Source organism: Streptomyces sp. RPA4-2, from assembly GCF_012273515.2.
In the GTDB taxonomy this organism is placed as follows: domain Bacteria; phylum Actinomycetota; class Actinomycetes; order Streptomycetales; family Streptomycetaceae; genus Streptomyces; species Streptomyces kaempferi.
In genome coordinates this window covers 9,467,396-9,493,238 of sequence record NZ_CP050975.2, presented here as the reverse complement: position 1 = coordinate 9,493,238, position 25,843 = coordinate 9,467,396, and the positions used below count along the sequence as shown (strand labels likewise).

Annotated in this window: 21 protein-coding genes; 15 read left to right on the top strand and 6 right to left on the bottom strand. The window is 71.5% G+C overall.

Annotation, left to right across the window (positions count from 1 at the left end; genetic code table 11):
- Positions 1 to 192: 192 nt before the first annotated feature.
- On the bottom strand, positions 193 to 945 hold the full coding sequence (locus HEP85_RS41930) for an alpha/beta hydrolase (protein WP_168532613.1): 753 nt from the start codon (positions 943 to 945) through the stop codon (positions 193 to 195).
- A 352-nt stretch (positions 946 to 1,297) separates the two neighbouring features.
- On the opposite strand from HEP85_RS41930, the gene ligA reads away from it, so the two are divergent.
- Positions 1,298 to 3,433, top strand: a complete 2,136-nt coding sequence (gene ligA, locus HEP85_RS41925; protein ID WP_248002380.1) for an NAD-dependent DNA ligase LigA — start codon at positions 1,298 to 1,300, stop codon at positions 3,431 to 3,433.
- A gap of 328 nt (positions 3,434 to 3,761) precedes the next feature.
- Here the strand turns inward: ligA and HEP85_RS41920 are convergent, their stop codons facing one another.
- Entirely contained in the window at positions 3,762 to 5,003 is a 1,242-nt protein-coding gene (locus tag HEP85_RS41920; protein WP_168532609.1) for an NAD(P)/FAD-dependent oxidoreductase, read from the bottom strand.
- A gap of 238 nt (positions 5,004 to 5,241) precedes the next feature.
- Positions 5,242 to 5,589 carry a PRC-barrel domain containing protein gene (locus tag HEP85_RS41915; RefSeq protein ID WP_168532607.1) on the bottom strand — a complete coding sequence of 116 codons (348 nt, stop codon included), beginning with the start codon at positions 5,587 to 5,589 and terminating at the stop codon, positions 5,242 to 5,244.
- 285 nt (positions 5,590 to 5,874) lie between these two features.
- Here HEP85_RS41915 and HEP85_RS41910 point away from each other — a divergent pair, with 285 nt between their 5' ends.
- Positions 5,875 to 6,981 carry a PP2C family protein-serine/threonine phosphatase gene (locus HEP85_RS41910; protein ID WP_168532605.1) on the top strand — a complete coding sequence of 369 codons (1,107 nt, stop codon included), beginning with the start codon at positions 5,875 to 5,877 and terminating at the stop codon, positions 6,979 to 6,981.
- A 101-nt stretch (positions 6,982 to 7,082) separates the two neighbouring features.
- On the opposite strand, the gene HEP85_RS41905 is transcribed toward HEP85_RS41910, so the two are convergent.
- Entirely contained in the window at positions 7,083 to 9,308 is a 2,226-nt protein-coding gene (locus HEP85_RS41905) for a M4 family metallopeptidase (RefSeq protein WP_168534615.1), read from the bottom strand.
- Between the two features lie 454 nt (positions 9,309 to 9,762).
- Between HEP85_RS41905 and HEP85_RS41900 the strand changes: the two genes are divergently transcribed.
- Together HEP85_RS41900 and HEP85_RS41895 are read left to right on the top strand one after the other, a co-directional pair.
- On the top strand, positions 9,763 to 10,698 hold the full coding sequence (locus HEP85_RS41900; protein WP_369658073.1) for an endonuclease/exonuclease/phosphatase family protein: 936 nt from the start codon (positions 9,763 to 9,765) through the stop codon (positions 10,696 to 10,698).
- Between the two features lie 137 nt (positions 10,699 to 10,835).
- Positions 10,836 to 11,456 (top strand): L-threonylcarbamoyladenylate synthase, encoded by a 621-nt coding sequence (locus HEP85_RS41895; RefSeq protein ID WP_168532601.1) that lies wholly within the window; start codon positions 10,836 to 10,838, stop codon positions 11,454 to 11,456.
- Positions 11,457 to 11,572: 116 nt separating this feature from the next.
- Here HEP85_RS41895 and HEP85_RS41890 read toward each other — a convergent pair whose 3' ends face one another.
- Positions 11,573 to 13,390 (bottom strand): CdaR family transcriptional regulator, encoded by a 1,818-nt coding sequence (locus tag HEP85_RS41890; RefSeq protein WP_248002379.1) that lies wholly within the window; start codon positions 13,388 to 13,390, stop codon positions 11,573 to 11,575.
- Between the two features lie 272 nt (positions 13,391 to 13,662).
- Between HEP85_RS41890 and dnaK the strand changes: the two genes are divergently transcribed.
- From dnaK to HEP85_RS41850, 8 genes are all read left to right on the top strand, one after another.
- A complete protein-coding gene (dnaK, locus tag HEP85_RS41885) occupies positions 13,663 to 15,558 on the top strand; it encodes a molecular chaperone DnaK (protein WP_168532599.1) in 1,896 nt (631 codons plus the stop codon).
- A 10-nt stretch (positions 15,559 to 15,568) separates the two neighbouring features.
- Positions 15,569 to 16,111, top strand: coding sequence for a nucleotide exchange factor GrpE (locus HEP85_RS41880; RefSeq protein WP_168532597.1), 543 nt, complete (start codon positions 15,569 to 15,571; stop codon positions 16,109 to 16,111).
- Positions 16,112 to 16,117: 6 nt separating this feature from the next.
- A complete protein-coding gene (locus tag HEP85_RS41875; protein ID WP_211118175.1) occupies positions 16,118 to 16,456 on the top strand; it encodes a DnaJ domain-containing protein in 339 nt (112 codons plus the stop codon).
- An 81-nt stretch (positions 16,457 to 16,537) separates the two neighbouring features.
- Positions 16,538 to 17,077 carry a J domain-containing protein gene (locus HEP85_RS41870; RefSeq protein ID WP_369658072.1) on the top strand — a complete coding sequence of 180 codons (540 nt, stop codon included), beginning with the start codon at positions 16,538 to 16,540 and terminating at the stop codon, positions 17,075 to 17,077.
- A 100-nt stretch (positions 17,078 to 17,177) separates the two neighbouring features.
- Positions 17,178 to 17,468: a chaperone modulator CbpM gene (locus HEP85_RS41865; RefSeq protein WP_369658165.1), complete on the top strand. Its 291-nt coding sequence runs from the start codon at positions 17,178 to 17,180 to the stop codon at positions 17,466 to 17,468.
- Positions 17,459 to 20,101, top strand: a complete 2,643-nt coding sequence (gene clpB / locus HEP85_RS41860) for an ATP-dependent chaperone ClpB (RefSeq protein ID WP_329525048.1) — start codon at positions 17,459 to 17,461, stop codon at positions 20,099 to 20,101. Before HEP85_RS41865 ends, clpB begins: the two co-directional genes overlap by 10 nt.
- A gap of 5 nt (positions 20,102 to 20,106) precedes the next feature.
- Positions 20,107 to 20,550 (top strand): thioredoxin, encoded by a 444-nt coding sequence (trxA, locus tag HEP85_RS41855; protein ID WP_168534613.1) that lies wholly within the window; start codon positions 20,107 to 20,109, stop codon positions 20,548 to 20,550.
- A gap of 37 nt (positions 20,551 to 20,587) precedes the next feature.
- Positions 20,588 to 20,854 carry a UBP-type zinc finger domain-containing protein gene (locus tag HEP85_RS41850; protein WP_168532591.1) on the top strand — a complete coding sequence of 89 codons (267 nt, stop codon included), beginning with the start codon at positions 20,588 to 20,590 and terminating at the stop codon, positions 20,852 to 20,854.
- Between the two features lie 118 nt (positions 20,855 to 20,972).
- Here the strand turns inward: HEP85_RS41850 and HEP85_RS41845 are convergent, their stop codons facing one another.
- Positions 20,973 to 21,761: an IclR family transcriptional regulator gene (locus HEP85_RS41845; protein WP_168532589.1), complete on the bottom strand. Its 789-nt coding sequence runs from the start codon at positions 21,759 to 21,761 to the stop codon at positions 20,973 to 20,975.
- Between the two features lie 106 nt (positions 21,762 to 21,867).
- Between HEP85_RS41845 and HEP85_RS41840 the strand changes: the two genes are divergently transcribed.
- The 3 genes from HEP85_RS41840 to sthA all read left to right on the top strand — a co-directional run bounded on the left by HEP85_RS41840 (position 21,868) and on the right by sthA (position 25,812).
- On the top strand, positions 21,868 to 22,827 hold the full coding sequence (locus tag HEP85_RS41840; protein WP_168532587.1) for a 5-dehydro-4-deoxyglucarate dehydratase: 960 nt from the start codon (positions 21,868 to 21,870) through the stop codon (positions 22,825 to 22,827).
- A gap of 81 nt (positions 22,828 to 22,908) precedes the next feature.
- Positions 22,909 to 24,237 (top strand): enolase C-terminal domain-like protein, encoded by a 1,329-nt coding sequence (locus HEP85_RS41835; RefSeq protein ID WP_168534612.1) that lies wholly within the window; start codon positions 22,909 to 22,911, stop codon positions 24,235 to 24,237.
- A 171-nt stretch (positions 24,238 to 24,408) separates the two neighbouring features.
- Positions 24,409 to 25,812, top strand: a complete 1,404-nt coding sequence (sthA, locus tag HEP85_RS41830; protein ID WP_168532585.1) for a Si-specific NAD(P)(+) transhydrogenase — start codon at positions 24,409 to 24,411, stop codon at positions 25,810 to 25,812.
- The last annotated feature ends 31 nt before the right edge of the window (positions 25,813 to 25,843 follow it).

Below are 25,843 nucleotides of genomic sequence, written 5' to 3'. Positions count from 1 at the left end.
GCTGTGCATGCGGCTCCGCTTCCGGCGCGCGATGTAGGGCGAGTGTAGGGAATCCGGAGGGCGCGGGGCATCGGGTTTTCCGTCCGCCGTCCCCAAGACCGTCCCATCAGCCGGTACTTCGGCTGCTGCGGGTCGACGGGTCGTGCCGCACGGCTCGGGACGCGGGTCGCAGTCCGCGGATCGCGGATCGCGTCAGAGCACACCGGCCCCGGACGCCGCCAGCGCGGTGGCCAGCAGTCCGTCGGCCGATCCGGGCGGTCCGGGCGGCCCACCGGACGTCAGCAGTTCGGCGACCGCCGCCGCGGTGGCCCGGTGCCAGGTTCCGCACCGCCGGAGCATGGCGTGGTCACCGGCCTTCACCAGCAGGACACCGGCGTGCGATCCGGCGTCCCGGGCACGGCGTACGAACGAGACGGACGCCTGTGGATCGGTGACCCGGTCCCGGTCGCCATGGAGCACTATCACCTTCCTGTCCCGCAGTTGGGCCACCGGTTCGCCCTCCGGGCACCAGGGGGCGAGCGCCACCACTCCCCTGACCTGTGGTGCGTCGGCGACACGCAGTGCGGTACGGCCTCCCATGGAATGGCCCACGAGGATCACGGGCACGTCCCCGACGAGCCGGGTGAGCTCGGTCAGGGCCTGCCGGGCGTCCTGGACCGGGTCGGCCCGGGAACCGTTCCATCCCCGGTGGCGATAGCGGACCCGGCCGAGGAACACCTCCTCGTCCGGCACCGCCGCGGCGACGGCACGGGCGACGGGCCGCATCCGCAGCGCCGCCACGTTCCAGGGCCGTGAGGGCGCCAGGCTGTCGGCCCTGCCCCCGTGCAGGACGAGCACGGCCGCGCTCGCCGGACCCCCGTGCCTGAGCGGCACCAGGGCCGGACGCTCCCCGGCGGGCCGACGACCCGGCGCGCCCAAGGGTGTCCTCCGCGTACGGCTGTCCATCGCACCTCTTCCTGTGGCCCGGCTCAGCCGACGGGCACAGTGTCCCGTCGCCCACACATCATCCGTCGCCGGGCACAGCGCGGATTGGTCACCCTCGCGCGGACCGCCCGCCGTCCCTGCGACAAGGGTGCTCGCACGGCGGTGCCGGAGGAAGAGGGCCTCGCGGGATCAGACGCCCAGGTCGGCTTCCGGACACCCGAGGCCGTGCCGGGCCGGCGTGAGGTCGCCGCGGTCCCTGTCACCACACCGTCGAGTCGGCTCGCCGCGGTCTCCCACGAGCAGCCCGCAAGCACTCCGTAAGTACTCCGCGGACGACGGTCGTACGGGGGCGATGTCAGTGGTGGCGTGCAGGATGGCGGGTATGACAACACCAGCTGCAGTGATCGTGGATGCCGTCGCCTACGCGCAGGCGGTCGAGGACGCGGTGCGGGCGTCGGCCGCGTACTACGCGGGCGGCACGTCGGTACTGGACGACGACGCCTACGACCGGCTGGTGCGCGGTATCGCGGCGTGGGAGGCGGAGCACCCCGAGGAGGTGCTGCCCGACTCGCCGACGGGCAAGGTCGCCGGCGGCGCCGTGCAAGGCGATGTGCCGCACACGGTGGCGATGCTGAGCCTGGACAACGTCTTCTCTGCCGAGGAGTTCACCGCGTGGACCGCGTCACTGGCCCGCCGGATCGGCCACGACGCCACCCGCTTCAGCGTGGAGCCGAAGCTCGACGGGCTCGCGATCGCCGCCCGCTACACCCGTGGCCGTCTGGAGAGACTCATCACCCGGGGCGACGGGACGGCCGGGGAGGACGTCTCGCACGCCATCGGCACCGTCGAGGGTCTGCCGCGGCAGCTCACCGAGCCGGTCACGGTGGAGGTGCGCGGTGAAGTCCTGATGTCCACGGCCCAGTTCGAGTACGCCAACGAGGTGCGCACCCAGCACGGCGGGCAGCCCTTCGCGAACCCGCGCAACGCCGCGGCGGGCACCCTGCGCGCCAAGGACCGCGCATACACCGTGCCGATGAGCTTCTTCGGGTACGGCCTGCTGCCGCTGCCCGGCACGGACAGCGCCCTCGCGGAGAGTCTGGCCGAGCTGGCGCACAGCGACCTCATGGCACGGACCGGCGCGTACGGGGTGAGCACCACCGCCACCACCGCCGTGCCCGGCATCACCGCCGACACCGCCGAGGAGGTGCTGGCGCGCGTCAAGGAGATCGCGGCGCTGCGAGCCGAGCTGCCCTTCGGGATCGACGGAATCGTGATCAAGGCCGACCTGGCCGCCGACCAGCGGGCCGCCGGGTCGGGTTCGCGTGCCCCGCGCTGGGCTACCGCCTACAAGCTGCCCGCGGTCGAGAAGATCACCCGGCTGCTGGGGGTGGAGTGGAACGTGGGCCGCACCGGCATCATCGCCCCGCGCGCCGTCCTGGAGCCGGTCGAGATCGACGGTTCCACCATCACCTACGCCACGCTCCACAATCCGGCGGACATCACCCGCCGCGATCTGCGCCTGGGCGACCACGTCATGGTGCACCGCGCCGGTGACGTCATCCCGCGCGTCGAAGCCCCGGTCGCCCATCTGCGCACCGGCGACGAGGAGCCGATCGTCTTCCCCGATGCATGCCCGCGGTGCGGGTCCGCCATCGACACCGGCGAGCAGCGCTGGCGCTGTGCGAACGGTCGCAACTGCCATCTGGTCGCTGCCCTCTCCTATGCCGCCGGACGCGACCAGCTCGACATCGAGGGCCTCGGCTCCACCCGTGTCGTCCAGCTCGTCGAAGCCGGTCTGGTCGCCGACCTCGCCGATCTGTTCGCCCTCACCCGCGAACAACTCCTGGGGTTGGAGCGGATGGGTGAGACCAGCACGGACAATCTGCTCGCCGCGATCGCAGCGGCCAAGGGACAGCCGTTGTCACGGGTGTTGTGCGCGCTCGGTGTCCGCGGCACCGGGCGCTCCATGTCCCGACGTATCGCGCGGTACTTCGCCACCATGGACCTCATCCGTGCCGCCGACGCCGAGACGCTGCAGCAGGTCGAGGGCGTCGGCACCGAGAAGGCCCCGTCCATCGTCGCCGAGCTGGCCGAACTGGCCCCGCTCATCGACAGACTCACGGCCGCCGGGGTCAACATGACCGAACCGGGCGCCACTCCGCCGGTCCCCGCGACCGCCGCCGACGGCGACGCCACCGACTCGGGCTCGGGCTCGGGCTCGGACGCAGCAGCGGACGGGGAGGGCCAGGCGGCGGGCGGCCCACTGGCCGGGATGACGGTCGTCGTCACCGGCGCGATGACCGGTGCCCTCGAGAAGCTCAGCCGCAACCAGATGAACGAGCTCATCGAACGCGCCGGTGGCCGCTCCTCCTCCAGCGTCTCGAAGAAGACCACCCTGGTCGTCGCGGGGGCCAACGCCGGGTCCAAGCGTGCCAAGGCCGAGGACCTCGGCATCCGCCTGGCCGCCCCTGAGGAGTTCGCCACGCTCGTCGCCGACTTCCTCGGCTGAGGACGCCGCGTCCGCGGATGTTCCGCACCTCACAGCGGTGACGGGGAGGCCCCGGGAACAACCCGTGACGGCCGACCGTTGGTGGGTGTGTGGCTGCGGAGGGGACAGTGTCCCCGGGCCCTACCCGAAGCCCATGGGGACGATCGTCCGGCTGAAGCCCCATGGTGCCCTCCGCCGAGAGGCGACCGCCCTCCGCCGGCCACACCGCAAACGGCCCCGGCTGGTCTCCCCCGTCCAGCCGGGGCTCTCTCATGCGAACCTCGGGCTCTCCCATGCGAAAGCCCGCGTTCTCCCATGCGAAGCCGCGGCGCCGTGGCCTGCCGCACCACTACGACGCCAGGTCCCTCGCCACCGCGCGGGCCGCGCGTGCGCCCGAGGCCAGTGCTCCCTGGACGGACCCGGTGGCCCGGTGGTCGCCGCACACGTAGCGGCCCGGAGCGAACCGGGCGGTGCGGCTCAGCGGCTGCGGTGGCGGCATCGCGGGCAGCGCGTCGGGTACGGTGCGCGCGCTCAGGAGCTGCCAGGCGCCCGCGTCGGTCCCGTACACCTCGGAGAGCGCCCCGCGCACCTCGTTCTCGCGGCCCTCGCGGTCGTCGCCGAGCACGGACGTGGCGATCAGCGCCCTCCCGGCGGGGGCGTAGCCGGGCACCACCTCGCTCAGGACGCAGGTGTTGAGGAACCTCCCACGCGCGTCCGTCAGGAGGGTGGGTTCGGTCAGCGGGGAGGGCGTCGCGGCGTGGTAGTACGTCGTCACCACCCGGTAGGCGGGTACGTCGAGCCCCGGCAGCAGCGCGGCCGCCGGGTCCGGCCCGGTCGCCACCACCACCGCCCGCGCGGGCAGTTCGCCGCCCGAGGCCAGGGCGACCCCGGTGTCCGTGAGCCGGGCCACCGGGGTGTCGAGGCTCACGGCCTCCGGCGGCAGCGCGGCGGCGAGCAGCCGCGGCACCGCCCCGATGCCCTCGGACGGCAGGCACAGGGTGCCGCGCAGCATGCTGCGCCAGATCAGGTGGAAGACCCTGCTGGAGGTCTCCAGCTCGTCCTCCAGGAAGACCCCGGAGAGGAGCGGACGGAAGAACCTCTCGACGAACTCCTCGGAGAATCCGGCATCCGCCAGCGCGGTGCGCGTCGTGCGGTCGTCGCCGCGGGCCGGCGAGCGGACCGGAGCGACCATGTCGCGGGCCGACAGTACGCCCAGGGCGAGCAGATCCCGGCTCCCGGCGAACCGCCCCGGGCGCAGATCGCCGAGCCGGTGCGGTTTCCGGGTGGGGTCGCCGAAGCGCAGCACCCCGTCGTCGGTGTGCACGAGGAAGCCGGGGGTGAAGGGCCGCAGCCGCAGCTCGCGCAGCGGAAGGCGACGCCGGACCTGTGGATAGGAGGTGTTGAACACCTGGAATCCGCGGTCGAGCACGAACCCCTCGTGGCGGTCCGACCGCATGCGTCCGCCGACGCCGTCCGACGCCTCCAGGACACGGACCCCGAATCCGGCGCGGACGAGGTCGTGGGCGCAGGCCAGACCGGCGAGACCGGCGCCGACCACCAGCACATCGGGCACACCGCGGGTGGCGGCCATGAGACTCTCCTTCGCTGAGCGGCTCCGTCGGGCGCGGGGTGTCCGGGCACACGGCCCCGGTGGCACGCCTCCGCGCTCTCCTGAACCGGTCTACCCGTCGCACCGACCGCCCGGATGCGGAAGGGCGTGGATCACTCCTTCGCCGGACCGGCCGAGGCACTCCGTGACGACGCGGACGCCGGTGCCGCCCCCGGGGAGGAGGCGGCACCGGCGAAGGAGTGCTTTCGGGGAGGCGGTGTCAGTGACCCGACCCGTAGTGTCCACCCAGCTGGTCGCGGTAGTGGGGGTCGCCGAGGTGCTTCTCCTTGTCGAACTCCGGCGCCGACTTGATCTCGTCCTTGGTCCGGGAGACGTGGACGGTCTTGTCCTCGTGGCTGATCGCGGTGATCGTCCCGGCCGGCAGCAGAACTTCCTTGCCGAAGATCCAGATGCCGGTGTCGACGACGATGTACTGAGAACCGACCTCATCGGAGTGCTTGTCGACCTTGCCGATGTGGCCGTCGCTCGCGTCCACCCGGTACCCGGTCAGATCGGCGTCCGGGGTGTGACCGGCGGTAGGAGCGTAGGCCCACAGGTTCTCGTTCACGAAGAAGTCCTTCCATTTGTCAGTGTGCGGGTCCCCGTTCTCCGCGGGTCCGCGTTCTGTGCGGGTGCGCGTTCTGTGCGGGTGCGCGTTCTGTGCGGGTGCGCGTTCGAAGGACCGGGTGTCCTCTTCTCCGGCGCCGACACGTGTTCCGCGGGAGAATTCCCGGCGGGAAATTCCGAATTTCAACCACCGCTCCGGGCCTTCTCCGTTCGGCCCCATGAAATGCCCCACCGTAATGCGCCCGGGCGCCGGACGTAGGAGCGTGGTGGAGGAGGGAGGAGTGCTATGGGCGCGGCCGTCCCACGGCTACGGGAGAAGAAGGAGCGTGGCTGGCTGCGCGGAGCGCCGCCCCCGCGTTGGGTACGGGTGCTGCCGCCGGTTCTGCTGGTGGTGGTCTGCGGCACGGAACTGGCCAGCCAGCGACCGGTGGACATCGGATTCCTGCTGGGCGTCGTCCCGTCCCTGGCCGTGCTCTCCTACGGGCCGCTGGTGACGGCGGTCTACGGCGCCATCGTCGTCGCCCTGCTGGTCGTTCCGGCGCTCCAGCTCAACCATCCGGGCAACGCCGACCTGCTGACCATCGTGTTCATCGCGGCGCTCAGCGTGGTCCTGTCCCTGGTGCGCAGCCGTCGCGACGCCGACCTGGTCACGGTACGAACCGTCGCGGAGGCGGCCCAGCTCGCCGTGCTGCCGCCGCTTCCCGAGTCCGTCGGACCCGTGCGATGCGTGGGCCTGTATCGCGCGGCGCAACGCGAGACCCTGGTCGGCGGTGATTTCTTCGACGTACGGGACGGACCCTACGGCGTGCGAGCCGTGATGGGTGACGTCCAGGGGCACGGTCTGTCGGCCGTCGGAACGGTCGCCTCGCTCCTGGGGGCGTTCCGCGAGTCGGTGCTCGACCAGCGCGACCTGACCTCGGCGGCGGGCCGCCTCGACCGCCGGCTGATCGTCGACTCGGCGCAGACCGAGCACGCCGAGTTGTTCGCCACCGCCCTGCTGCTGGAATTCTCCGCCATCGCGGACAGCGTACGACTGACCTCGTGCGGGCACCCGCATCCGTATTTGCTGCGCGGCGGAAAGGCTGTCGAACTGGTCCTGGAACCCGGGGCCCCGCTCGGTCTGGGATTCTTCAAGCTCTCTCCGCCCCATGTCCGCACGGTCCTGCTCGAACCCGGCGACCGACTGTTCCTGGGGTCCGACGGTGTGACCGAGAGCAGGGACGCGACGGGGGCGTTCTATCCCCTGGCCGAGCGCCTGAGCCTGTTCGCGCACGAGACACCGTCCGACCTCACCACCCGTCTCTGGGAGGACCTCCTGCACTTCTGCGACGCGGTGCGTGACGACGTCACGATGCTCGTCCTCACCCCCCGCACGGAGCACGTCACGGGGTAGACGGGCCCGGCGGCAACGGGCTCGCCCGTCCGGTCCGCGCGAGGCGGTCCGGACGGGCGAGTCGGGTCAGCGGGGACAGGACCGGGTCGGAGCGGCGGGCGTCAGGGCGTGAGCTGCCACTGCTGGATGTAGCCGACGTCGATCGCGGCGGTGTCCCGGACGCGGAGGATCCAGGTGCCGTCGACGGGCTGGTCGGACGCGTCGACCGTGAAGGTCTGGTCGACGTTGTCGGCGGAACCGCCGCTGTGGTTCAGCAGCGAGTAGACGGTGCCGTTCGGGCCGACGAGGTCGACGGTCAGGTCACCGCGGTAGGTGTGGACGATCTTGACATAGACCTGGGTGGTGGCCGAGGCGTTGCCGGTCCGGCCGGTGACGGTGATCGGCGACTCGACCGCGGGTCCGACGTCGGGGATGTCGACGCGTGTCCCGTTGACGTAGATGTTCGCGATCCGCCAGTCGAAGCCGGTCGAGACGGTCGCACCCGTGCTGTCGGTGACCGTGAGAGTGACGGTGCTGGTTCCGGTCGTCGTCGGGACGCCGGAGATCAGCCCGGTGTCGCTGATGGTCAGACCGTCCGGGAGGCCGGTGGCCTCGTACGTCAGACCGGCGCCGGAGTTGGTGGTGTAGGCGCTGGTCTGCAGGGAGACCTGCTGGCCGACGCCGCTGACCTGGTCGTCGATCGGGGAGACGTTGACGCCGAGCGCTATCCGGTCGCCGACGTGGATCCCGGCCCAGGCGGCCGCGACGGCGAGGTAGGTGTCGCTGTAGGCGCCGAAGAGGTCGGCCGCGGCCTGCAGGGTCGCGACGCGGGCGCCGGCGTAATTGGTGCTGGAGGTCATGTAGGTGCTGAGCGCCCGGTACCAGATCCGCTGGGCGTTCTCGATTCCGATGCCGGTCACGGGCACGCCGTCGAAGGTCGGGCTGTCGTACGAGACCCCGTTGACGGTCTTGGCGCCGCTGCCCTCGGACAGCAGGTAGAAGAAGTGGTTGGCCGGTCCCGAGGAGTAGTGGACGTCGACGCCGCCCAGCGAGGAGTCCCAGTAGTCGCGGGACGCCCCGTCCTTGGAGGGCTTGTCCATGTACCGCAGCGGGGTCCCGTTGCCGTTGATGTCGATCTTCTCGCCGACGAGGTAGTCGGGGACGTCGGAGGCCAGGTCGGCGTGGAACTCCACCGCCGCGGCGAAGATGTCCGAGGTGGCTTCGTTGAGGCCGCCGGACTCGCCCGAGTAGGTGAGGGCGGCGGTGGCGGCGGTGACGCCGTGGCTCATCTCGTGCGCGGCGACGTCGAGGGCGGTCAGCGGGTGGGCGTTGCTCGCGCCGTCCCCGTACGTCATGCAGAAGCAGGTGTCGGACCAGAAGGCGTTGACGTACCCGTTGCCGTAGTGCGCCCGGCTGTAGGCGGCCACCCCGTCGTTGCGGATGCCGTTGCGGCCGAAGACGTCCTTGTAGTAGTCCCAGGTGGCCGCGGCGCCGAAGGCGACGTCCACCCCGGCCGTCTGCCGGTCGCTCTGGTTGCCGTCTCCCCAGACATCGTTGTCATCCGTGTACAGGGTGCCGGTGCCGGAGGTGCCCTGGTTCAGGTCGTAGGTACGGTGTCCCGCGCGGTCGCCGTCGACCAGTTGGTACGTGGAGCCGGAGAGCGTGGAGCCGACCGGCACCGTCCCGCTGTACTGGCCCGTGCCGGTACCGGTCCGTACGCCCTGGTAGTCGAAGACCGCCTTGCCCGAGGTGGCGTCGGTGATGACGTGGAGCTCGCTCGGGGTGCCGTCGTCCTGGGTGCCCTCGACCACGGACTCCCAGGCCAGCGCCGGCTTGGCTCCGGCGGCCCAGACGACCAGCCGGGGCGTGCCGTCGACCTTCGGACGTGTGGCGTCGGCCTTCTTGGCGACCTTCAGTGCCTTCTGGGCGGCCGTGGCCGACCCGACCCTGGCGGTGAGGGTGGGCACCTTGATGGTGGCCTTGGTGGCCTCGGACAGGGTGCTGCGGCCGTCCTTGGTGTGCACGACGAGGTCGCCGCCGAGGACCGGGAGGCCGGCGTAGGTGCGCTCGTAGCGGGTGTGCGTGGTGCCGTCGGCGTCCTTCGCGACGTCCTTGACGATCAGCTTCTCCTTGGAGCCGAGGTCGAGGATCCGCGCGGTGTCGCCGACCGCGGCGGTCGCGCTCCTCAGCAGCGAGGCGTGCCGGCCGGGAGACAGCTTCGCGGGAGCCGCACCGGCCCGGGGAGTGGCGGCGATCTTCGCGTGACCGCTGCCGTGGGGCGCCGCGGACGCGATGCCGGCCTGGAATCCGGCGGCGAGCAGAGTACTCGCGGTGGCGAGCGCCAACACCGCCGTGTATCTGCGGCGGTACGAGGAATGGCGTGGCCGTGACAAGGGCTTCTCCTTCTGGCGACGATCGGCCTGTGGTCGAGGCCGAGAGAGCGGGCCGGCGGGGTGGGGCCGGCGGGCAACGCGCTGAGCAGGAAAGGGCGCCGCACGAGGCGACGCACGGGGGCGTGACCGAGATCGGCGGCGCGCGAGAGGTGGGGGGAGGTGAAGGAACGGTGAACGTTCATGAGCAGACTGGCATCATGGTCGACGCTTTGTCATGGCGATGACAAATCAACGGCTGAAATTGACCATTGCTTGCTGGACATTCCCCGCTGCCCAGGGCTCTTTTCGGCCGCCGCCGGGCGCTGACCGGCCTGCCACATCCATCGCCGGACCCGGTGAAGTCCCTAGTCGGTGACGCGCCGTCGACGCCTTCGCCGTTCGGCCCGTCCCGCCAAGTACTACTTTCTCCATGGACTCCCCTTCACACTCCGCCCACGCCGTGGGGCGCGCCGATCACGGCGCGCCCCACGGTCGGCTGCGGTTCGCGACGTTCAACGTGCTGCACGGCCGGCCCATGGTGGACGGCCGTCCCGTGCCCCCGGCGGCCGCGGACGAACCCGCGGAACCGCTCTCCCGTGCCGTCATGTCCCTGGACGCCGACGTCCTCGCGCTGCAGGAGGTGGACCGGTTCCAGGAGCGGTCGGGCCGGGTCGACCAGGCCGGCGCCGCGGCGCGGGCGGCGGGCCTGGACGAGTGGCGCTACGCGACGGCGTTGCACGCCCGTGCCACCGGGGACCGGGGGTGGGACCTCGACCCGACGGAGCCGGGGCCGCGCATGTACGGCCCCCGGGACACCGGGACGGACGCCGGTGTCCCCTCGCACGGACTCGCGCTGCTCACCCGCCTCCCGGTCCGGGACTGGCGGATCAGGCGGCTGGCCCCGGCGCCGCTCGGCATGCCCCTGCTCGTGCCCGGCCGGCCCGGCCTCACCCCGGTCCGGGACCGGCCGCGCGCGGCGCTGGCCGCCGTACTGGAGGGACCGCGGGGGCCGTTCACCGCCGTGGCGGTGCACCTGACGTTCGTGCCGGGATGGAACGTCCGCCAGTTGCTCACCGTCCGCGACTGGATCGCCGGCCTGCCCCTGCCGCACGTCCTGCTGGGCGACTTCAACCTGGTCGGCGCCGTACCGAGGGCCGTACTGAACGCGCCCCGGACCACTCGTTCCACGCCGCCGCGCCGCTGGCGGGACACCGCTCGCACGCCGACCTATCCCGCGCACCGCCCGGTCGTGCAGTTCGACCACGTCCTCACGGCCGGGATCGGCGCGGAGGCGGTCGGCACCGCGGGCACGGTGCGGACGGCGATCTCGGACCACCGCCCGCTGGTGGTCGAGCTGTCCCTGTGAGACCTGCCGGGCCCATGCGGCGGCGGTGTTCCACGATGCCGGCACAGACCCCGGCGCCGCGTCCCGTGGACCGATCGAACGGCGGCAGCCCTCGGCACGTTCCTGAGCGTCACCGCCGGGCGATCTAAGCTCGGCGTATGGCCAAGTACTTCGACGTGCATCCGGAGAACCCCCAGCCGCGGATCATCGGCCAGGTGGCCGAGATCATCCGCGGCGGCGGTCTCGTCATCTACCCGACCGACTCCTGCTTCGCGCTGGGGTGCCAGCTCGGCAATCGGGAAGGACTCGATCGCATCCGCTCCATCCGCCGGCTCGACGACCGGCATCACTTCACCCTCATGTGCCAGGACTTCGCGCAGCTGGGCCATTTCGTGCACATCGACAACTCGGTGTTCCGCACGGTCAAGGCCTCGACCCCGGGCAGCTACACCTTCATCCTGCCGGCGACGAAGGAGGCACCGCGCAGACTGCTGCACCCGAAGAAGAAGACCGTCGGCGTCCGGATCCCCGACCACGCCGTCGCCCAGGCGCTCCTCGCCGAGCTCGGCGAACCACTGCTGTCGAGCACCCTGCTCCTGCCCGACCAGGACAAGCCGCTCACCCAGGGCTGGGAGATCAAGGACGAGCTCGACCACGTGGTGGACGCGGTCCTCGACTCCGGTGACTGTGGCGTCGAGCCGACCACCGTCATCGACTTCTCGCAGGGAGAGCCCGAGATCGTACGCCGCGGGGCGGGCGATCCGTCACGGTTCGAGTAGGGGGCCCGGCCGACTACGGGCAGAGCTGCCGGTGATGCGCGTCGTGGGCGAATTCGCCTGCCGGGCGCGGGGGTTGTGACGCGTTCACACCCCGTTCGTACCGCCCGTCACCGGGCTCACCCGCCGGGTAGCGGGTCGGAGTGCGCGTTCCCCTCGGCCGCCGGACCGCTCACCTTCCAGATCCGCGTGGCCACTTGGAGGTTGAAGCGGCTGTCCACGTCGTCAAGTCGCCGTCCGCCGACCTCCCGGATGCGCTGCAACCGGTACCGCAGCGTGCTGCGGTGGACGGCGAGGGCCCGCGCCGTCTCGTCGTAGTTGCCGCCGTGGTCGAAGTACCGGGTGAGGGTGTGCACCAGGTCCGTGCCGTGGGTGGCGTCGTAGTCGAGCAGCGGGCCGAGCCACTCGCGGACGAAGAAGGTGACGTCCCGTGCGTCGTTTCCCCTGGCCAGGATGCGGTAGAGGCCGAGCTCCTCGTAGACCGCGGTGCCGTACGGGGGTTGTGACTGCCGGCGTACGTGCAGCGCGCTGACGGCCTGTTCGTAGGAGTGGGGAAGGCCGCCCGTCGTCTCGCACAGGCTTCCGATGCCCACCGCGCCGCCCCACGAGCCCACTTCGCCGGCGACGGCGCCGTACAGTCCGGGGTCGCGCGGCCCTCCCTGGACGATCAGTACCGCCATGTCCGAGCGCCGGGCGAGCAGCGACCGCAGCCCCAGTCCCCGCGCGGCGCGGTCGACGGCGTCCAGGAACCGGTCGTCGGCGGCCGTGGCCTGCCACTGGGCGACCACGACATGGTGCGGTCCGTGCAGATCGTGGCCGACGGCCTCGGCGCGGGCGTACGCGCCGCCCTCGTCGGCTCCGGTGAGCAGGTCCTCCACGAGATCCCGGCTCATGCGCAGTTCGGTCTCCGCCAGGCTGCGGCGGTGGGCGAGCTCCAGGGCCAGCGCGGTGCACGCGTGGCCGAGCGCGAACGCCTCGGTGTCACCGGCCACGCCCCCCGGGTCGATGAGTTCGATCGTGCCGAGGATCTCACCGTGGTGACGGGCCACTCCGATCAGACGGCCCTCGTGCCGGACCGGGTCCGGGGTCCGCATCGCGCGGTGCAGGAGTTGTTCGCGCAGCGTCGGATCGGGCTTCTCATGGGCTCCGTCCACGCCGGGTCCCGCCCGGGCGAGCGGGTTGCCGAAGCGGTCCTCGATGCAGGTGGCGAGGCCGGTCAGCTCGTACACGGCGGCGGCGATACCGTCCTCTCCCGGGTCGCCGTCGTGGGCGCGGAAAAGGACGTCGTGCACGGTGTGCTGCGCCTCCAGCTCCGCGACCAGCGTGGTCAGCCGTTCGTTGACCGCGTCCCGCTCCTCGATCGCCCGGAACAGCTGCCGGGCGTACTCCCGGTCACGGCTGCGGGCGTCGGCGTTGGAGAGGGCGGCGGCGGTCGGCCGTGCGAGGGCGTACAGGAGGAAGCGCTCGTCGTCGGACGGCGGCTCGGGGGCGCTGACGACGAGGTAGCCGAGGAGTCCGCGGGAACTGCGCAGGCCCGCCGCCCACCCCCAGCCGCCCTCCCGGAACCCGAGGGCGCCGTCCTGCCCGTCCAGCGCGCTCAGCTGTCGGATCGCCGCGGGCAGCTCCTTCGGGGCCCGGCCGTCGAGGGAGGGTGCGCTCGGTGGGGTGTCGAGTTCGAAGCGCCCGTCCCGGAGCAGGTAGCAGCCCTCGGGCCGGCAGCCGGTGAGGCGCGGCACCGCGTCCATGGCCAGGCGCAGGATCTCCTGTGCCCCCGGGGCGTCGAGCATCGTCACGGTCAGCACGAACACGTCGTACAGGCTCGCCAGCTGTTTACGGCCCCAGGAGGCCGGGGCGGTGGTGGGCACCTGGCTGGGAGAGCCGCGCGGTCCGATGCCCTGGTGCCCCGCACCGGAGGCGTCCTCAGCCATGCCAGGCATGCCGCAATAGTAGCTTTTGCGCCTTTCGGCCGCCTGTCGTAGGGGGAGGCGTGCCCTGTCCTGCCAGGTCGAGGCCGGGGGCCGAATTTCACCCCGTCGGGCGCAGGCGTCACTCCGCGCCCCGTAACAGTCTGGCAGGGACGCGAGCCACGACGCGGGGGCGCTTCGGGCGCCCGACGGGCGTGCGCCCGCCGACGCACGGACCCGACCTGAACACGACCGCCGTCCCCGGACAGGGGCGCACGCCGGGGCGGCAGGCGAAGGAGTTCCTCATGGGCAAGGCAGTCGGAATCGATCTGGGCACCACCAACTCGGTGATCGCCGTGTGGGAGGGCGGTGAACCCACTGTCATACCGAACGCCGAGGGCTCGCGTACGACGCCCTCCATCGTCGCCTTCGCCGAAGGGGGCGAACGTCTGGTGGGCCAGCTCGCCAGGCGCCAGGCGATCCTCAATCCCAAGGGCACCATCTACTCGGCCAAGCGCTTCATCGGCCGGCACTACGACGAGGTGTCCGCCGAGGCCAAGGCGGTGGCGTACGACGTCGTCGAGGGCGAGGGCGGGGTCGCCCGCTTCAAGGTGCGCGACAAGCTGTACTCGCCCGAGGAGATCAGCGCGCAGGTGCTGCGCAAGCTCGCCGACGACGCGGGCAAGCAGCTGGGCGAGCGGGTCACCGAAGCGGTCATCACCGTGCCGGCGTACTTCAACGACGCGCAGCGCCAGGCGACCAAGGACGCCGGCCGCATCGCGGGCCTCGAGGTGCTGCGGATCATCAACGAGCCGACGGCGGCGGCGCTGGCGTACGGGATGGAGAAGAAGCAGCACGAGACCGTGCTCGTCTTCGACCTGGGCGGCGGCACCTTCGACGTGAGCATTCTGGACGTCGGCGACGGCGTGGTGGAGGTGCGGTCGACCGCGGGGGACAGCCACCTGGGCGGCGACGACTTCGACCGTCGGATCGTCGACCTGCTCGCCGACACCTTCCAGCAGGAGAACGGCATCGACCTGCGCAAGGATCCGCAGGCCCTGCAGCGGCTGTTCGAAGCCGCGGAGAAGGCCAAGACCGAGCTGAGTTCGGTCACCCAGACGCAGGTCAGCCTGCCGTTCATCACCGCGGACGCCTCCGGGCCCAAGCACCTGACCGAGACGATCATGAGGTCCAAGTTCGATCAGATCACCGCCGACCTGGTGGAGCGGACCCTGGAGCCGGTCAAGCAGGCGATGACCGACGCCAAGGTCAGCGAGAACGACATCGACGAGGTCATTCTCGTGGGCGGCTCGACGCGTATCCCGGCCGTACAGAACCTGGTCCGCCGGCTGACCGGCGGCAAGGACCCGAACATGAGCGTGAACCCCGACGAGGTCGTGGCACTGGGCGCGGCGATCCAGGCCGGCGTGCTCAAGGGCGAGGTCAAGGACGTCCTGCTGCTCGACGTCACGCCGCTGTCGCTGGGTGTGGAGACCCGTGGCGGGGTCATGACCAAGCTCATCGAGCGGAACACCACGATCCCGGTGCGCCGCTCCGAGACCTTCTCCACGGCGGAGGACAACCAGGAGGCCGTCGATGTCGTCGTGCTGCAGGGCGAGCGCGAACTCGCCGCGGACAACCGGGTCCTGGGCCGCTTCCAGCTCAAGGACATCCGCCCGGCACCGCGCGGCGAGCCGCAGGTGGAGGTCACCTTCGACATCGACGCCAACGGCATCCTGAACGTGACCGCGCGGGACAAGGACACCAGCAAGGAACAGAGCATCACCATCAGTGAGGGGTCCAACCTCGACCAGGGCGAGGTCGAACGGATGGTCCAGGAGGCCGAACAGCACCGCGGCGAGGACCAGGCACTGCGCGACGCCGTCGACGCGCGCAACGAACTGGACGCCGTCGCCTACCAGGTCGAGCGCCGCCTCGGCGAACTGGGCGAGGCCGCGCCGGAACACGAGCGGGCCCGCGCGGACATGCTCGTCTCGGACGCCCGCGAGGCCGTCCAGCAAGACGCGCCGCCGGAGAAGGTCCGGCCGCTGACCTCCGAGCTGCAGCAGGTGCTGGCCTCCCTCGCCGCCCATCAGGCGGGCGCGGGCCAGGCCGCGGGGGCCGCGCCCGGCGCGCAGGACGCCACGAGTGCCCCGACGGGTTCCGACGACGTGATAGACGCCGAATTCGACAAGAACTGAGGTGCGGGCCATGGCCACCGGACAGGAGCCTGTGACGCCCCCTGAAGGCGAACAGCGCACCGACGACGCCGCTTTCCCCGCGGACCCGGCCGCCCCGGCGCGGCCGGAGTCGGCGGACCAGGCCGCGGAGCTGGACGAACTCCGGGACCGCTGGCGCCGCGCGCTCGCCGACCTGGACAACCTGCGCAAGCGCCACGCGAAGGAACTGGAACGGGTGCGCGGTGAGGAACGCGCCCGGACCGCGGCGGCCTGGCTGCCGGTCCTCGACAACCTGGAACGGGCCCTGGCGCACGCCGACGCCGACCCCTCCGCCGTACTGAAAGGCATCGAGACCGTGCGCGACCAGGCGGTCGAGGTGCTGCGCGGCCTCGGATACCCGCGCCACGAAGAGACCGGGGTGCCCTTCGACCCGACCAGACACGAGGTCGTCGGGGTCGTCGACGACCCCGGCGCCGAGCCGAACACCGTGGCCCAGGTGGTGAGTCCGGGCTATGGGGCGGACGGCAACCAGTTGCGGCCCGCGTTCGTCATGGTCAGCAAGCGGCAGGAGTGACGCCTCATGGCACGCGACTACTACGAGGTCCTCGGGGTGCCGCGCACCGCGAGTGCCGAGGAGATCCAGCAGGCCTTCCGCACGCTGGCGCGCAAGCACCACCCCGACGTCAACAAGGATCCGGGGGCCGAGGAGCGCTTCAAGGAGCTCAACGACGCCTACAGCGTGCTCTCCGACCCCAAGACCCGGCAGCGCTACGACCGCTTCGGCGACGACTTCCGGCAGATCCCGGAGGACTACGACGAGCGGGTGGCCGCGGCGGCGGGCGCCCACGGCGGCCGGGCCGGGTGGGCGGGCGGCGGCGGGGGCGGCGGGGTCCGCTTCCGGAGCGCCGACGGCGCTTAAGCTTCGACGGCTCGGGCGTCGACTTCGAGGACCTGTTCGGCGGGATGTTCGGACGGGGCGGCGGAGGCGGCGGCTGGGGCAGTGCCCGGCGCCGACCAGGAGGCCGAGATCCAGCTCGGCGTCGAGGAGGCGTACCGGGGCGGCCGGCGCAGCATCACGCTGGGCGGCCCGAACGGACAGCGCAGCTACGACGTCACCGTCCCGCGCGGTGTGGTGGACGGCCAGCGCATCCGGCTGGCCGGCGAGGGCGGCCACGGCAGCGGCGACGCCCCGCCGGGGGACCTGTATCTCCGGGTGCGCATCAAGCCCGACGGACGCTTCCGGCTGGAGGGGCGGGACATCCACGTGGTCGCCCCGGTGACGCCGTGGGAGGCGGCGCTCGGCGCGACGGTGCCGGTGCCGACCCCCGGCGGCACGGCCAAGGTCACCGTCCCCGCGAACTCCTCCAGCGGCCGCTTACTCCGGCTGCGCGGCGAGGGCATGCCCAACCCGCGCGGCCAGGACGGTGACCTCTACGCGGAGATCCGCATCATGGTGCCGCCCGAGCTCACCGCCCGCGAACGCGAGCTCTTCGAGGAGCTGGCCGCCGCGTCCACCTTCGACCCGAGGAGGCCCCGATGACCACCGCCCCCGTCCCGGCGGCGCGAGCCGCCGCACCGCCACACCGGCCGCCTCGCCGGTCCTCACCGTCCGGGTACGCGCCGCCCCCCTCGGTCCGCCCCTGAGGCTCGGTCTCGACGCCGTCGCCCTCCGCTCCGGTATCCACCCGGATCTCGTACGGCGGTTCGTCGCCCTCGGCCTCGTCGACGCCGCCCGGGACGCGACGGGGCGGCTGTGGTTCGACCCGTCCGCACCCGTCGCCCTCGCCCGCATCCAACGTCTACGGGCCGCGCTCCCCCTCAACTACGCCTCCCTGGGTCTGGTGGTCGATCTGCTCGACCGGATCAGTGAGCTGGAGGACGCGCTGAGGCGCAGCAACGCCGGCTCCAGGAGTGATGAATCGTGGATATGAACCGGCTCACCCAGAAGTCACAGCAGGCGGTGCAGGAAGCACAGACGATCGCCGGCCGGCTCAACCAGACCGAGGTCGACGGCGAGCATCTGCTGCTCGCCCTCCTCGACCAGCCGGACGGTCTGATCGCGCGCCTGGTCGACCAGACCGGTGCCGACACCCAGGCTCTGCGCTCCGCCCTCTCGGACGAACTGGCACGCAGGCCGAAGGTCACCGGGCCCGGTGCCACGCCCGGTCAGGTGTACGTCACCCAGCGGCTGGCCCGGGTGCTGGACTCGGCCGAGCAGGAGGCCAAGCGGCTCAAGGACGAGTACGTGTCGGTCGAGCACCTCCTGCTGGCGCTGGCGGAGGAGGGTTCCCAGACCGCCGCCGGACGCCTGCTCAAGAAGTTCGGCGTCACCGAGGACGCGTTCCTGGCCGCGCTGACCCGGATCCGCGGCAACCAGCGCGTCACCTCGGCGACCCCCGAGGCGTCGTACGAGGCCCTGGAGAAGTACGGCCGTGATCTGGTGGCCGAGGCCCGCGGCGGCAGGATGGACCCGGTGATCGGCCGGGACGCGGAGATCCGCCGGGTGATCCAGATCCTGAGCCGCAAGACCAAGAACAACCCGGTGCTCATCGGCGACCCGGGCGTGGGCAAGACGGCCATCGTGGAAGGTCTGGCGCAGCGCATCGTTCGGGGTGACGTGCCCGACGGCCTGCGCGACCGGACGATCTTCTCGCTCGACATGAGTTCGCTGGTGGCGGGCGCCAAGTACCGCGGCGAGTTCGAGGAACGGCTGCAGGCCGTACTGAGCGAGGTCAAGGCGGCCGAGGGGCGCATCCTGCTGTTCGTCGACGAACTGCACACGGTCGTCGGCGCGGGCGGTGGTGCCGAGGGCGCCATGGACGCCGGGAACATGCTCAAGCCGATGCTGGCCCGCGGCGAACTGCACATGATCGGTGCGACGACCCTGGAGGAGTACCGCAAGTACGTCGAGTCCGACGCGGCACTCGAACGCCGCTTCCAGCAGGTGGTGGTGGACGAGCCGAGTGTCGAGGACACCGTGTCCATCCTGCGCGGGCTGCGCGAGCGGCTGGAGGTGTTCCACGGTGTGAAGATCCAGGACACCGCGCTGGTCGCGGCGGCCACGCTCAGCCACCGCTACATCACCGACCGGTTCCTGCCCGACAAGGCCATCGACCTGGTCGACGAGGCGTGCGCACGGCTGCGGACCGAGATCGACTCCATGCCCGCCGAACTGGACGAGATCACCCGCCGGGTGACCCGGCTGGAGATCGAGGACGCGGCGCTCGCCAAGGAGAGCGACCCCGCCAGCGCCAAGCGTCTGGAGGAACTGCGCCGCGAACTGTCCGACCTGCGCGCCGAGTCCGACGCGATGCACGCCCAGTGGGACGCCGAACGCCAGGCCATCCGCCGGGTGCAGGAACTGCGCCAGGAACTGGAGCAGGTACGGCAGGAGGCCGAGGAGGCCGAACGCAGCTACGACCTCGACCGCGCCGCCGAACTGCGCTACGGCAGACTCACCGAGCTGGAACGCCGGCTGGCCTCCGAGGAGGAGCGGCTCGACTCCAAGCAGGGCGACAACCAGTTGCTGCGCGAGGTGGTGACGGAGGACGAGATCGCGGAGATCGTGGCGGCCTGGACGGGCATCCCGGTCACCCGGCTGCAGGAGGGCGAGCGCGAGAAGCTGCTGCGCCTGGACGAGATCCTCACCGAGCGGGTGATCGGCCAGGACGAGGCGGTCAAGCTGGTCGCCGACGCGATCATCCGGGCCCGCTCCGGCATCCGTGACCCGCGCCGGCCCATCGGCTCGTTCCTCTTCCTCGGCCCCACCGGTGTCGGGAAGACCGAACTCGCCAAGACGCTCGCCGCGGCGCTCTTCGACTCCGAGGAGAACATCGTCCGCCTGGACATGAGCGAGTACCAGGAGCGGCACACCGTCAGCAGGCTGGTCGGAGCGCCTCCCGGTTACGTCGGTTACGAGGAGGGCGGCCAGCTCACCGAGGCGGTGCGCCGCAAGCCGTACTCCGTGGTCCTGTTCGACGAGGTGGAGAAGGCCCACGCGGATGTGTTCAACACCTTGCTGCAGGTCCTCGACGACGGCCGCATCACCGACTCGCAGGGCCGCACGGTCGACTTCCGCAACACCGTGGTGATCATGACGTCCAACATCGGATCGGCGCACCTGCTGGACGGGGTGACCGCCGACGGCGAGATCAAGCCCGAGGCGCGCGCCCTGGTACTGGGCGAGCTGCAGAGCCACTTCCGGCCCGAGTTCCTCAACCGGATCGACGACATCGTGCTGTTCAAGCCGCTGGGCCTGCCCCAGATCGAGCGCATCGTGGAACTCCAGTTCACCGACCTGCGCAGGCGCCTGGCCGAACGGCAGATCACCGTCGATCTCACGCGGGCGGCGCTCGAACTCATCGCCCGGCAGGGCTTCGACCCCGTGTACGGAGCACGTCCGCTGCGCCGCTACATCTCGCACGAGGTCGAGACGCTCGTGGGCCGGGCGCTGATCCGCGGTGACGTGCAGGACGGATCGACGATCCGGGTCGACGCGCAGAACGGCGAACTGGTCGTCACCTACGGCGAACCGGCGGCGCCGGACGTCCGGAAGGCCGCGTGAGCGCGGTGGGCACGAGTCGGGCCGGGACGGTCACCTGCGACCGGTGCGGCCGTGGCAACCGGGTGCCGGCGGCGGCCGCGGGTACACCGCGCTGCGGGAACTGTCAGGCCCCGCTGGCGTGGATCACCGAGGCCGGTGACGCGGACTTCGCGGAGATCGCCGAGCAGGCGAGGCCGTACGTCCTCGTCGACCTGTGGGCCACCTGGTGCGGGCCGTGCCGGATGGTCAGCCCCGCGCTGGAGGAGGTCGCCCGCCAACTGGCCGGACGGGTCAAGCTGGTCAAGGTCGACATCGACCGGAGTCCGCGGCTCGCCCAGCGGTTCCAGGTGCAGGCCGTGCCGACCCTGCTGCTGCTCGACAAGGGTGAGGTCATCTCCCGGAAGACCGGAGCGGCCCCCGCGTCGGCTCTGAAGCAGTGGGTCGAGGAGAGCCTGTCCGTTCGCCGATGAACCGCCCCGCGCGAAGGGCGGAGGAAGGAGGCTCGCCATGGCGACCGCGCGGCCCGACCCTCATCTGTCGTACATCCGCTCCGTGACACCGCGCACCCCGGACGGCTGCGACGAGTGCATGCACATCGGCTCCACCTGGCTGCATCTCCGGATGTGCCTGACCTGCGGGCACGTCGGGTGCTGCGACTCCTCGCCGCTCCAGCACGCGCGGGCGCACGCCGCCACGGCCGGTCACCCCGTCATCGGGTCGTTGGAGCCGGGCGAGGACTGGCGCTGGTGCTACCTCGACAAGGCCATGGTCTGAGGTGCGCCGCTCGACCACGGAGCACGGGTCCGGGCAGCCGGACCGCGCGGCGCGGTCCGGGAGAGCCCTGGCCGGCCGGGGACCGGCCCCGGTCGGCTCCGGGCCGGCGCTCCCCCGGTCAGCGCCAGTCGGGAGTGCCCGGTGCCGGAGCGGCGAGGGTTTCGATCCTGGTCCGCAGTTCCCGCATGACGGAGACGATGCGGGCCTCGTGCTCGTCCGTGAGCCGGGTGACGGGAACCGAGCAGCTGACGGCGTCGACAGCCGGTGTGTCGTAGCGCAGGGCGAAGCCGAAGCCCGCGATACCGGGCACCGTCTCCTCGCGGTCGACGGAGTGGCCGCGCTCGCGCACCCGGGCGAGGTCCGCGAGCAGGGCGGCCCGGTCGGTGTGCGTGTTCTCCGTCAGGGCGGCCAACGGACCTACGGGGAGCGGGAGTTCCTCGTCGGGACGTTCGGCGAGCAGCGCCTTGCCGAGGGCGCCGGCGTGGGCCGGGACCCGGCGGCCGACCCGGCTGAGAGTGCGCGGGTACTCGTGGGACTCGCGGGTCGCGAGGTACACGACGTCCGAACCGTCGAGCCGCGCCAGGTGGATCGTCTCGCCGAGCGTGTCCGAGGCTTCGTCGAGGCAGGGGCGCACCGCCCGCACATGCGCGTCGCCGTCGAGATAGCCGGTACCCGTGAGCAGGGCGCGGATCCCGATGCCGTAGAGGGAGCCGGTGGTGTCGGAGCGTACCCAGCCGCAGTCGACGAGGGTCTGCAGCAGCTGGTACATGCTGCTGCGCGGCACCTCCAGTTCCGCCGCGAGTTCGTCCAGGCGGGCAGGCCGGTCGCCGCGCCCCGCGAGCAGTTCCAGCAGGGCGACCGTGCGGGACGCCGACTTCACGGCGCGGACACCTCTGCTCTCGGACATGGGCCCCATCGTAAAACCGCCTCCCCGCCCCATTGACCCGCGATGGTTCACCCACCTAACCTTCATCTGCATACATAAACGTCATCTGCATATGAGGATGAGAATGATGGCACGGTTCAGCACGGAGGCCGAGGACGTGGCGCGGCGGCTGCGGGACGGCATGGCGGGCGGGGTGCTGTCCTTCCCCCTCACGAGCTTCCGGGACGACGGGAGCCTCGATCCGGATTCGTACCGCGCCTATCTGACCGCCCAGCTCGCGACCCGGCCGGGCGCGGTCTTCCCCGCCTGCGGAACCGGCGAGTTCTTCTCCCTGGACGAGGACGAGTACCGCGCGGTCGTCGCGGCCACGGTCGAGATCGCCGACGGACGGCTGCCGGTGGTCGCGGGAATCGGCTACGGCTGGGCCCAGGCGCTGCGGTTCGCCCGGATCGCGGAGGAGGAGGGCGCGGACGCCGCGCTGGTGCTGCCGCACTACCTGATCGCCGCCCCGCAGGACGGTCTGGTGGAGCAGCTGCGCCGGATCGCCGCCGGGACGTCCCTGCCGCTCATCGCCTACCAGCGCGGACAGGTCGCCTTCGACGCCGGGAGCCTGCGCCGGATCGCGGACATCCCCACGGTCATCGGCCTCAAGGACGGCCACAGCGACCTCGACCGGCTCCAGCGCCTCACGCTCGCCGCGCCCGACGGCTTCCTGTTCTTCAACGGCGCCTCGACCGCCGAGATCCAGGCCCGCGCCTACGCCACCGTGGGTGTGCCCGCCTACTCCTCCGCGGTCCACGCCTTCGCGCCGGACATCGCGAACGCCTTCTTCACCGCTCTGCGGGACAACGACGACGAGCGGACGACCGTGTTGCTGCGGGAGTTCTACGTCCCGCTCGTCGAGCTGCGCGACCGGGTGCCGGGCTACGCCGTCTCGCTGGTCAAGGCCGCCGCCCGGCTGCGGGGACTGCCCGTCGGTCCGGTCCGGGCACCGCTCACCGACCCGGGCCCCGACGACCTCGCCGTTCTCGCGAAGATCCTCGACGCCGGGCAGCTCCTGGCCGAAGCGGCGCCCCGACCCGTCTGACCGCCCCGGCGCTCCGCCTCCGTCATCCTGCACCTCCTCCCCCAACCCACCCCGTACGCAAGGAATCCGAAGACCATGGGCATCAGCCGGCCGACCGTCACCGCGTTCTCCGTCTATCCGGTCGCGGGACGGGACTCCATGGAGCTGAACCTCTCGGGTGCGCACGGCCCCTACTTCACCCGCAACGTGGTCGTCCTGACGGACTCCGAGGGCCGTACGGGGCTCGGCGAGGTCCCGGGCGGAGAGAAGATCACCCGGACCCTGCGGGACGCCGGGCCGCTGGTCGTCGGGGCCAAGGTGGGTGACTACCAGCGCGTCCTGCGGGAGATCGGGGCCCGGTTCGCCGACCGGGACTCCGGCGGACGCGGCGCCCAGACCTTCGACCTGCGGACCACCGTCCACGCCGTCACGGCCGTCGAGTCGGCGCTGCTCGACCTCCTCGGGCAGCACCTGGACGTACCCGTGGCGGCTCTGCTCGGCGACGGGCAGCAGCGTGACTCCGTACGGGTCCTCGGCTACTTGTTCTACGTCGGTGACCCCGACCGCACGGACCTGGAGTACGTCCGCGAACCCGACGCCGGCGTGGACTGGTACCGGATCCGCCACGAGGAGGCCCTGTCCCCCGGGGCGATCGTCCGGCAGGCCGAGGCCGCGTACGACCTCTACGGCTTCCGGGACTTCAAGCTCAAGGGCGGTGTCCTGCGGGGCGCCGAGGAGGTCGAGGCCGTACGGGCCCTGAAGGACCGCTTCCCCGAGGCGCGGATCACCCTCGACCCGAACGGGGCGTGGTCGCTGCGCGAGGCGGTCGAGCTGTGCACCCCCCTGGTGGGCACCCTCGCCTACGCCGAGGACCCCTGCGGGGCCGAGGACGGCTACTCGGGGCGGGAGATCCTGGCCGAGTTCCGGCGTGCCACCGGTCTGCCCACGGCGACCAACATGATCGCCACCGACTGGCGGCAGCTGACCCACGCCCTGGCCCTGCAGTCGGTCTCCATCCCGCTGGCCGACCCGCACTTCTGGACCATGCGGGGCTCTGTGCGGGTGGCCCAGCTGTGCCACGCGACGGGACTGACCTGGGGCTGCCACTCGAACAACCACTTCGACATCTCGCTCGCCATGGTGACCCACTGCGGAGCCGCGGCGCCGGGCGCCTACAACGCCCTGGACACGCACTGGATCTGGCAGGAGGGGCTGGAGCGGCTCACCGTCGAGCCACCGCGCATCGTCGACGGGGAGGTCGCCGTCCCGGACGCCCCCGGGCTCGGGGTCCGTATCGACATGGACCGGCTGCTCGCGGCCCACGACCTCTACCGGGAGAAGGCTCTGGGGGCGCGTGACGACGCCGTCGGGATGCGCTTCCTGATCCCCGGGTGGGAATTCGACGGGAAGCGTCCGTGTCTGGTGCGCTGACGTCCGAAGCGAGGTGCGCCGGATTCCGGCCTCCCGTGCGCCGACCCCCGGCGTGCGATGCGTCCGTCTCCGGCGTCAGGTGCGGTGACCACCGGAATTTTCCCCGGGCGAAGTGGTCCGTTTCCCATTCACCCTTCCGGGGAGGGACTTCGGCCTGACAGACTTCGGAGAGTGCGCGACTTCGACATGCTTGTCATAGGATCCGGCCCCGGTGGGCAGAAAGCCGCCATCGCCGCGGCCAAGCTCGGCCGCCGGGTCGCCGTCGTCGACCGGCCCGACATGGTCGGCGGGGTGTCCATCCACACCGGGACCATCCCCTCCAAGACCCTGCGCGAGGCGGTCCTCTACCTCACCGGTCTCACCCAGCGCGACATGTACGGCCAGAGCTACCGGCTCAAGGAGGACATCACCGTCGCCGACCTGACCGCGCGCACCCAGCACGTGGTCAGCCGCGAGGTCGACGTCATCCGCAATCAGCTCTCCCGCAACCACGTCTCCCTCTTCGCCGGCACCGGCCGCTTCGTGGACGACCACACCGTCGCCGTGACCGAGGCGAACGGCAACGAACAGCTGTTGACCGCCGAGCACATCGTGATCGCCACCGGCACCCGGCCGGCCCGGCCCGCGGCCGTCGAGTTCGACGGGCGCACGATCATGGACTCGGACAACGTCCTCAACCTGGAGCGGGTGCCGCGCTCCATGGTCATCGTCGGGGCCGGTGTGATCGGCATGGAGTACGCCTCCATGTTCGCCGCCCTCGGCAGCAAGATCACGGTGGTCGAGAAGCGGTCCTCGATGCTCGACTTCTGCGACGTCGAGGTCATCGAGTCGCTGAAGTACCACCTGCGGGACCTGGCCGTCACCTTCCGTTTCGGGGAGACGGTCGCCGCGGTCGAACGCCATCCGCGGGGCACGCTCACCGTCCTGGAGAGCGGCAAGAAGATCCCCGCGGACACCGTGATGTACTCCGCCGGCCGGCAGGGCCTCACCGACGAACTCGAGCTGGACAAGGCGGGCCTGTCCGCCGACCCGCGCGGCCGGATCAAGGTCGACGAGAACTACCGCACCGAGGTGCCGCACATCTACGCCGTCGGCGACGTCATCGGCTTCCCGGCCCTGGCCGCGACCTCGATGGAGCAGGGCCGCACGGCGGCGTACCACGCCTTCGGCGAACCGGTGCACCCGATGCACGACCTCCAGCCGATCGGCATCTACACCATTCCGGAGATCAGTTTCATCGGGCGCACCGAGGACCAGCTCACCGAGGACTGCGTGCCCTTCGAGGTCGGTATCTCCCGCTACCGCGAACTGGCCCGGGGCCAGATCATCGGCGACTCGCACGGCATGCTCAAACTGCTGGTCTCCCCGGACGACCGGAAACTGCTCGGTGTGCACTGCTTCGGCACCGGGGCCACCGAGCTGATCCACATCGGCCAGTCGGTGATGGGATGCGGCGGCACGGTCGACTACCTGGTCGACGCGGTGTTCAACTATCCGACGCTCGCGGAGTCCTACAAGGTCGCCGCCCTGGACGCCACCAACAAGATCCGCCAGATCGACCAGCTCAAGGACTGACCGGCCACGGCCGGGCGGCGGGGCGGGGCGG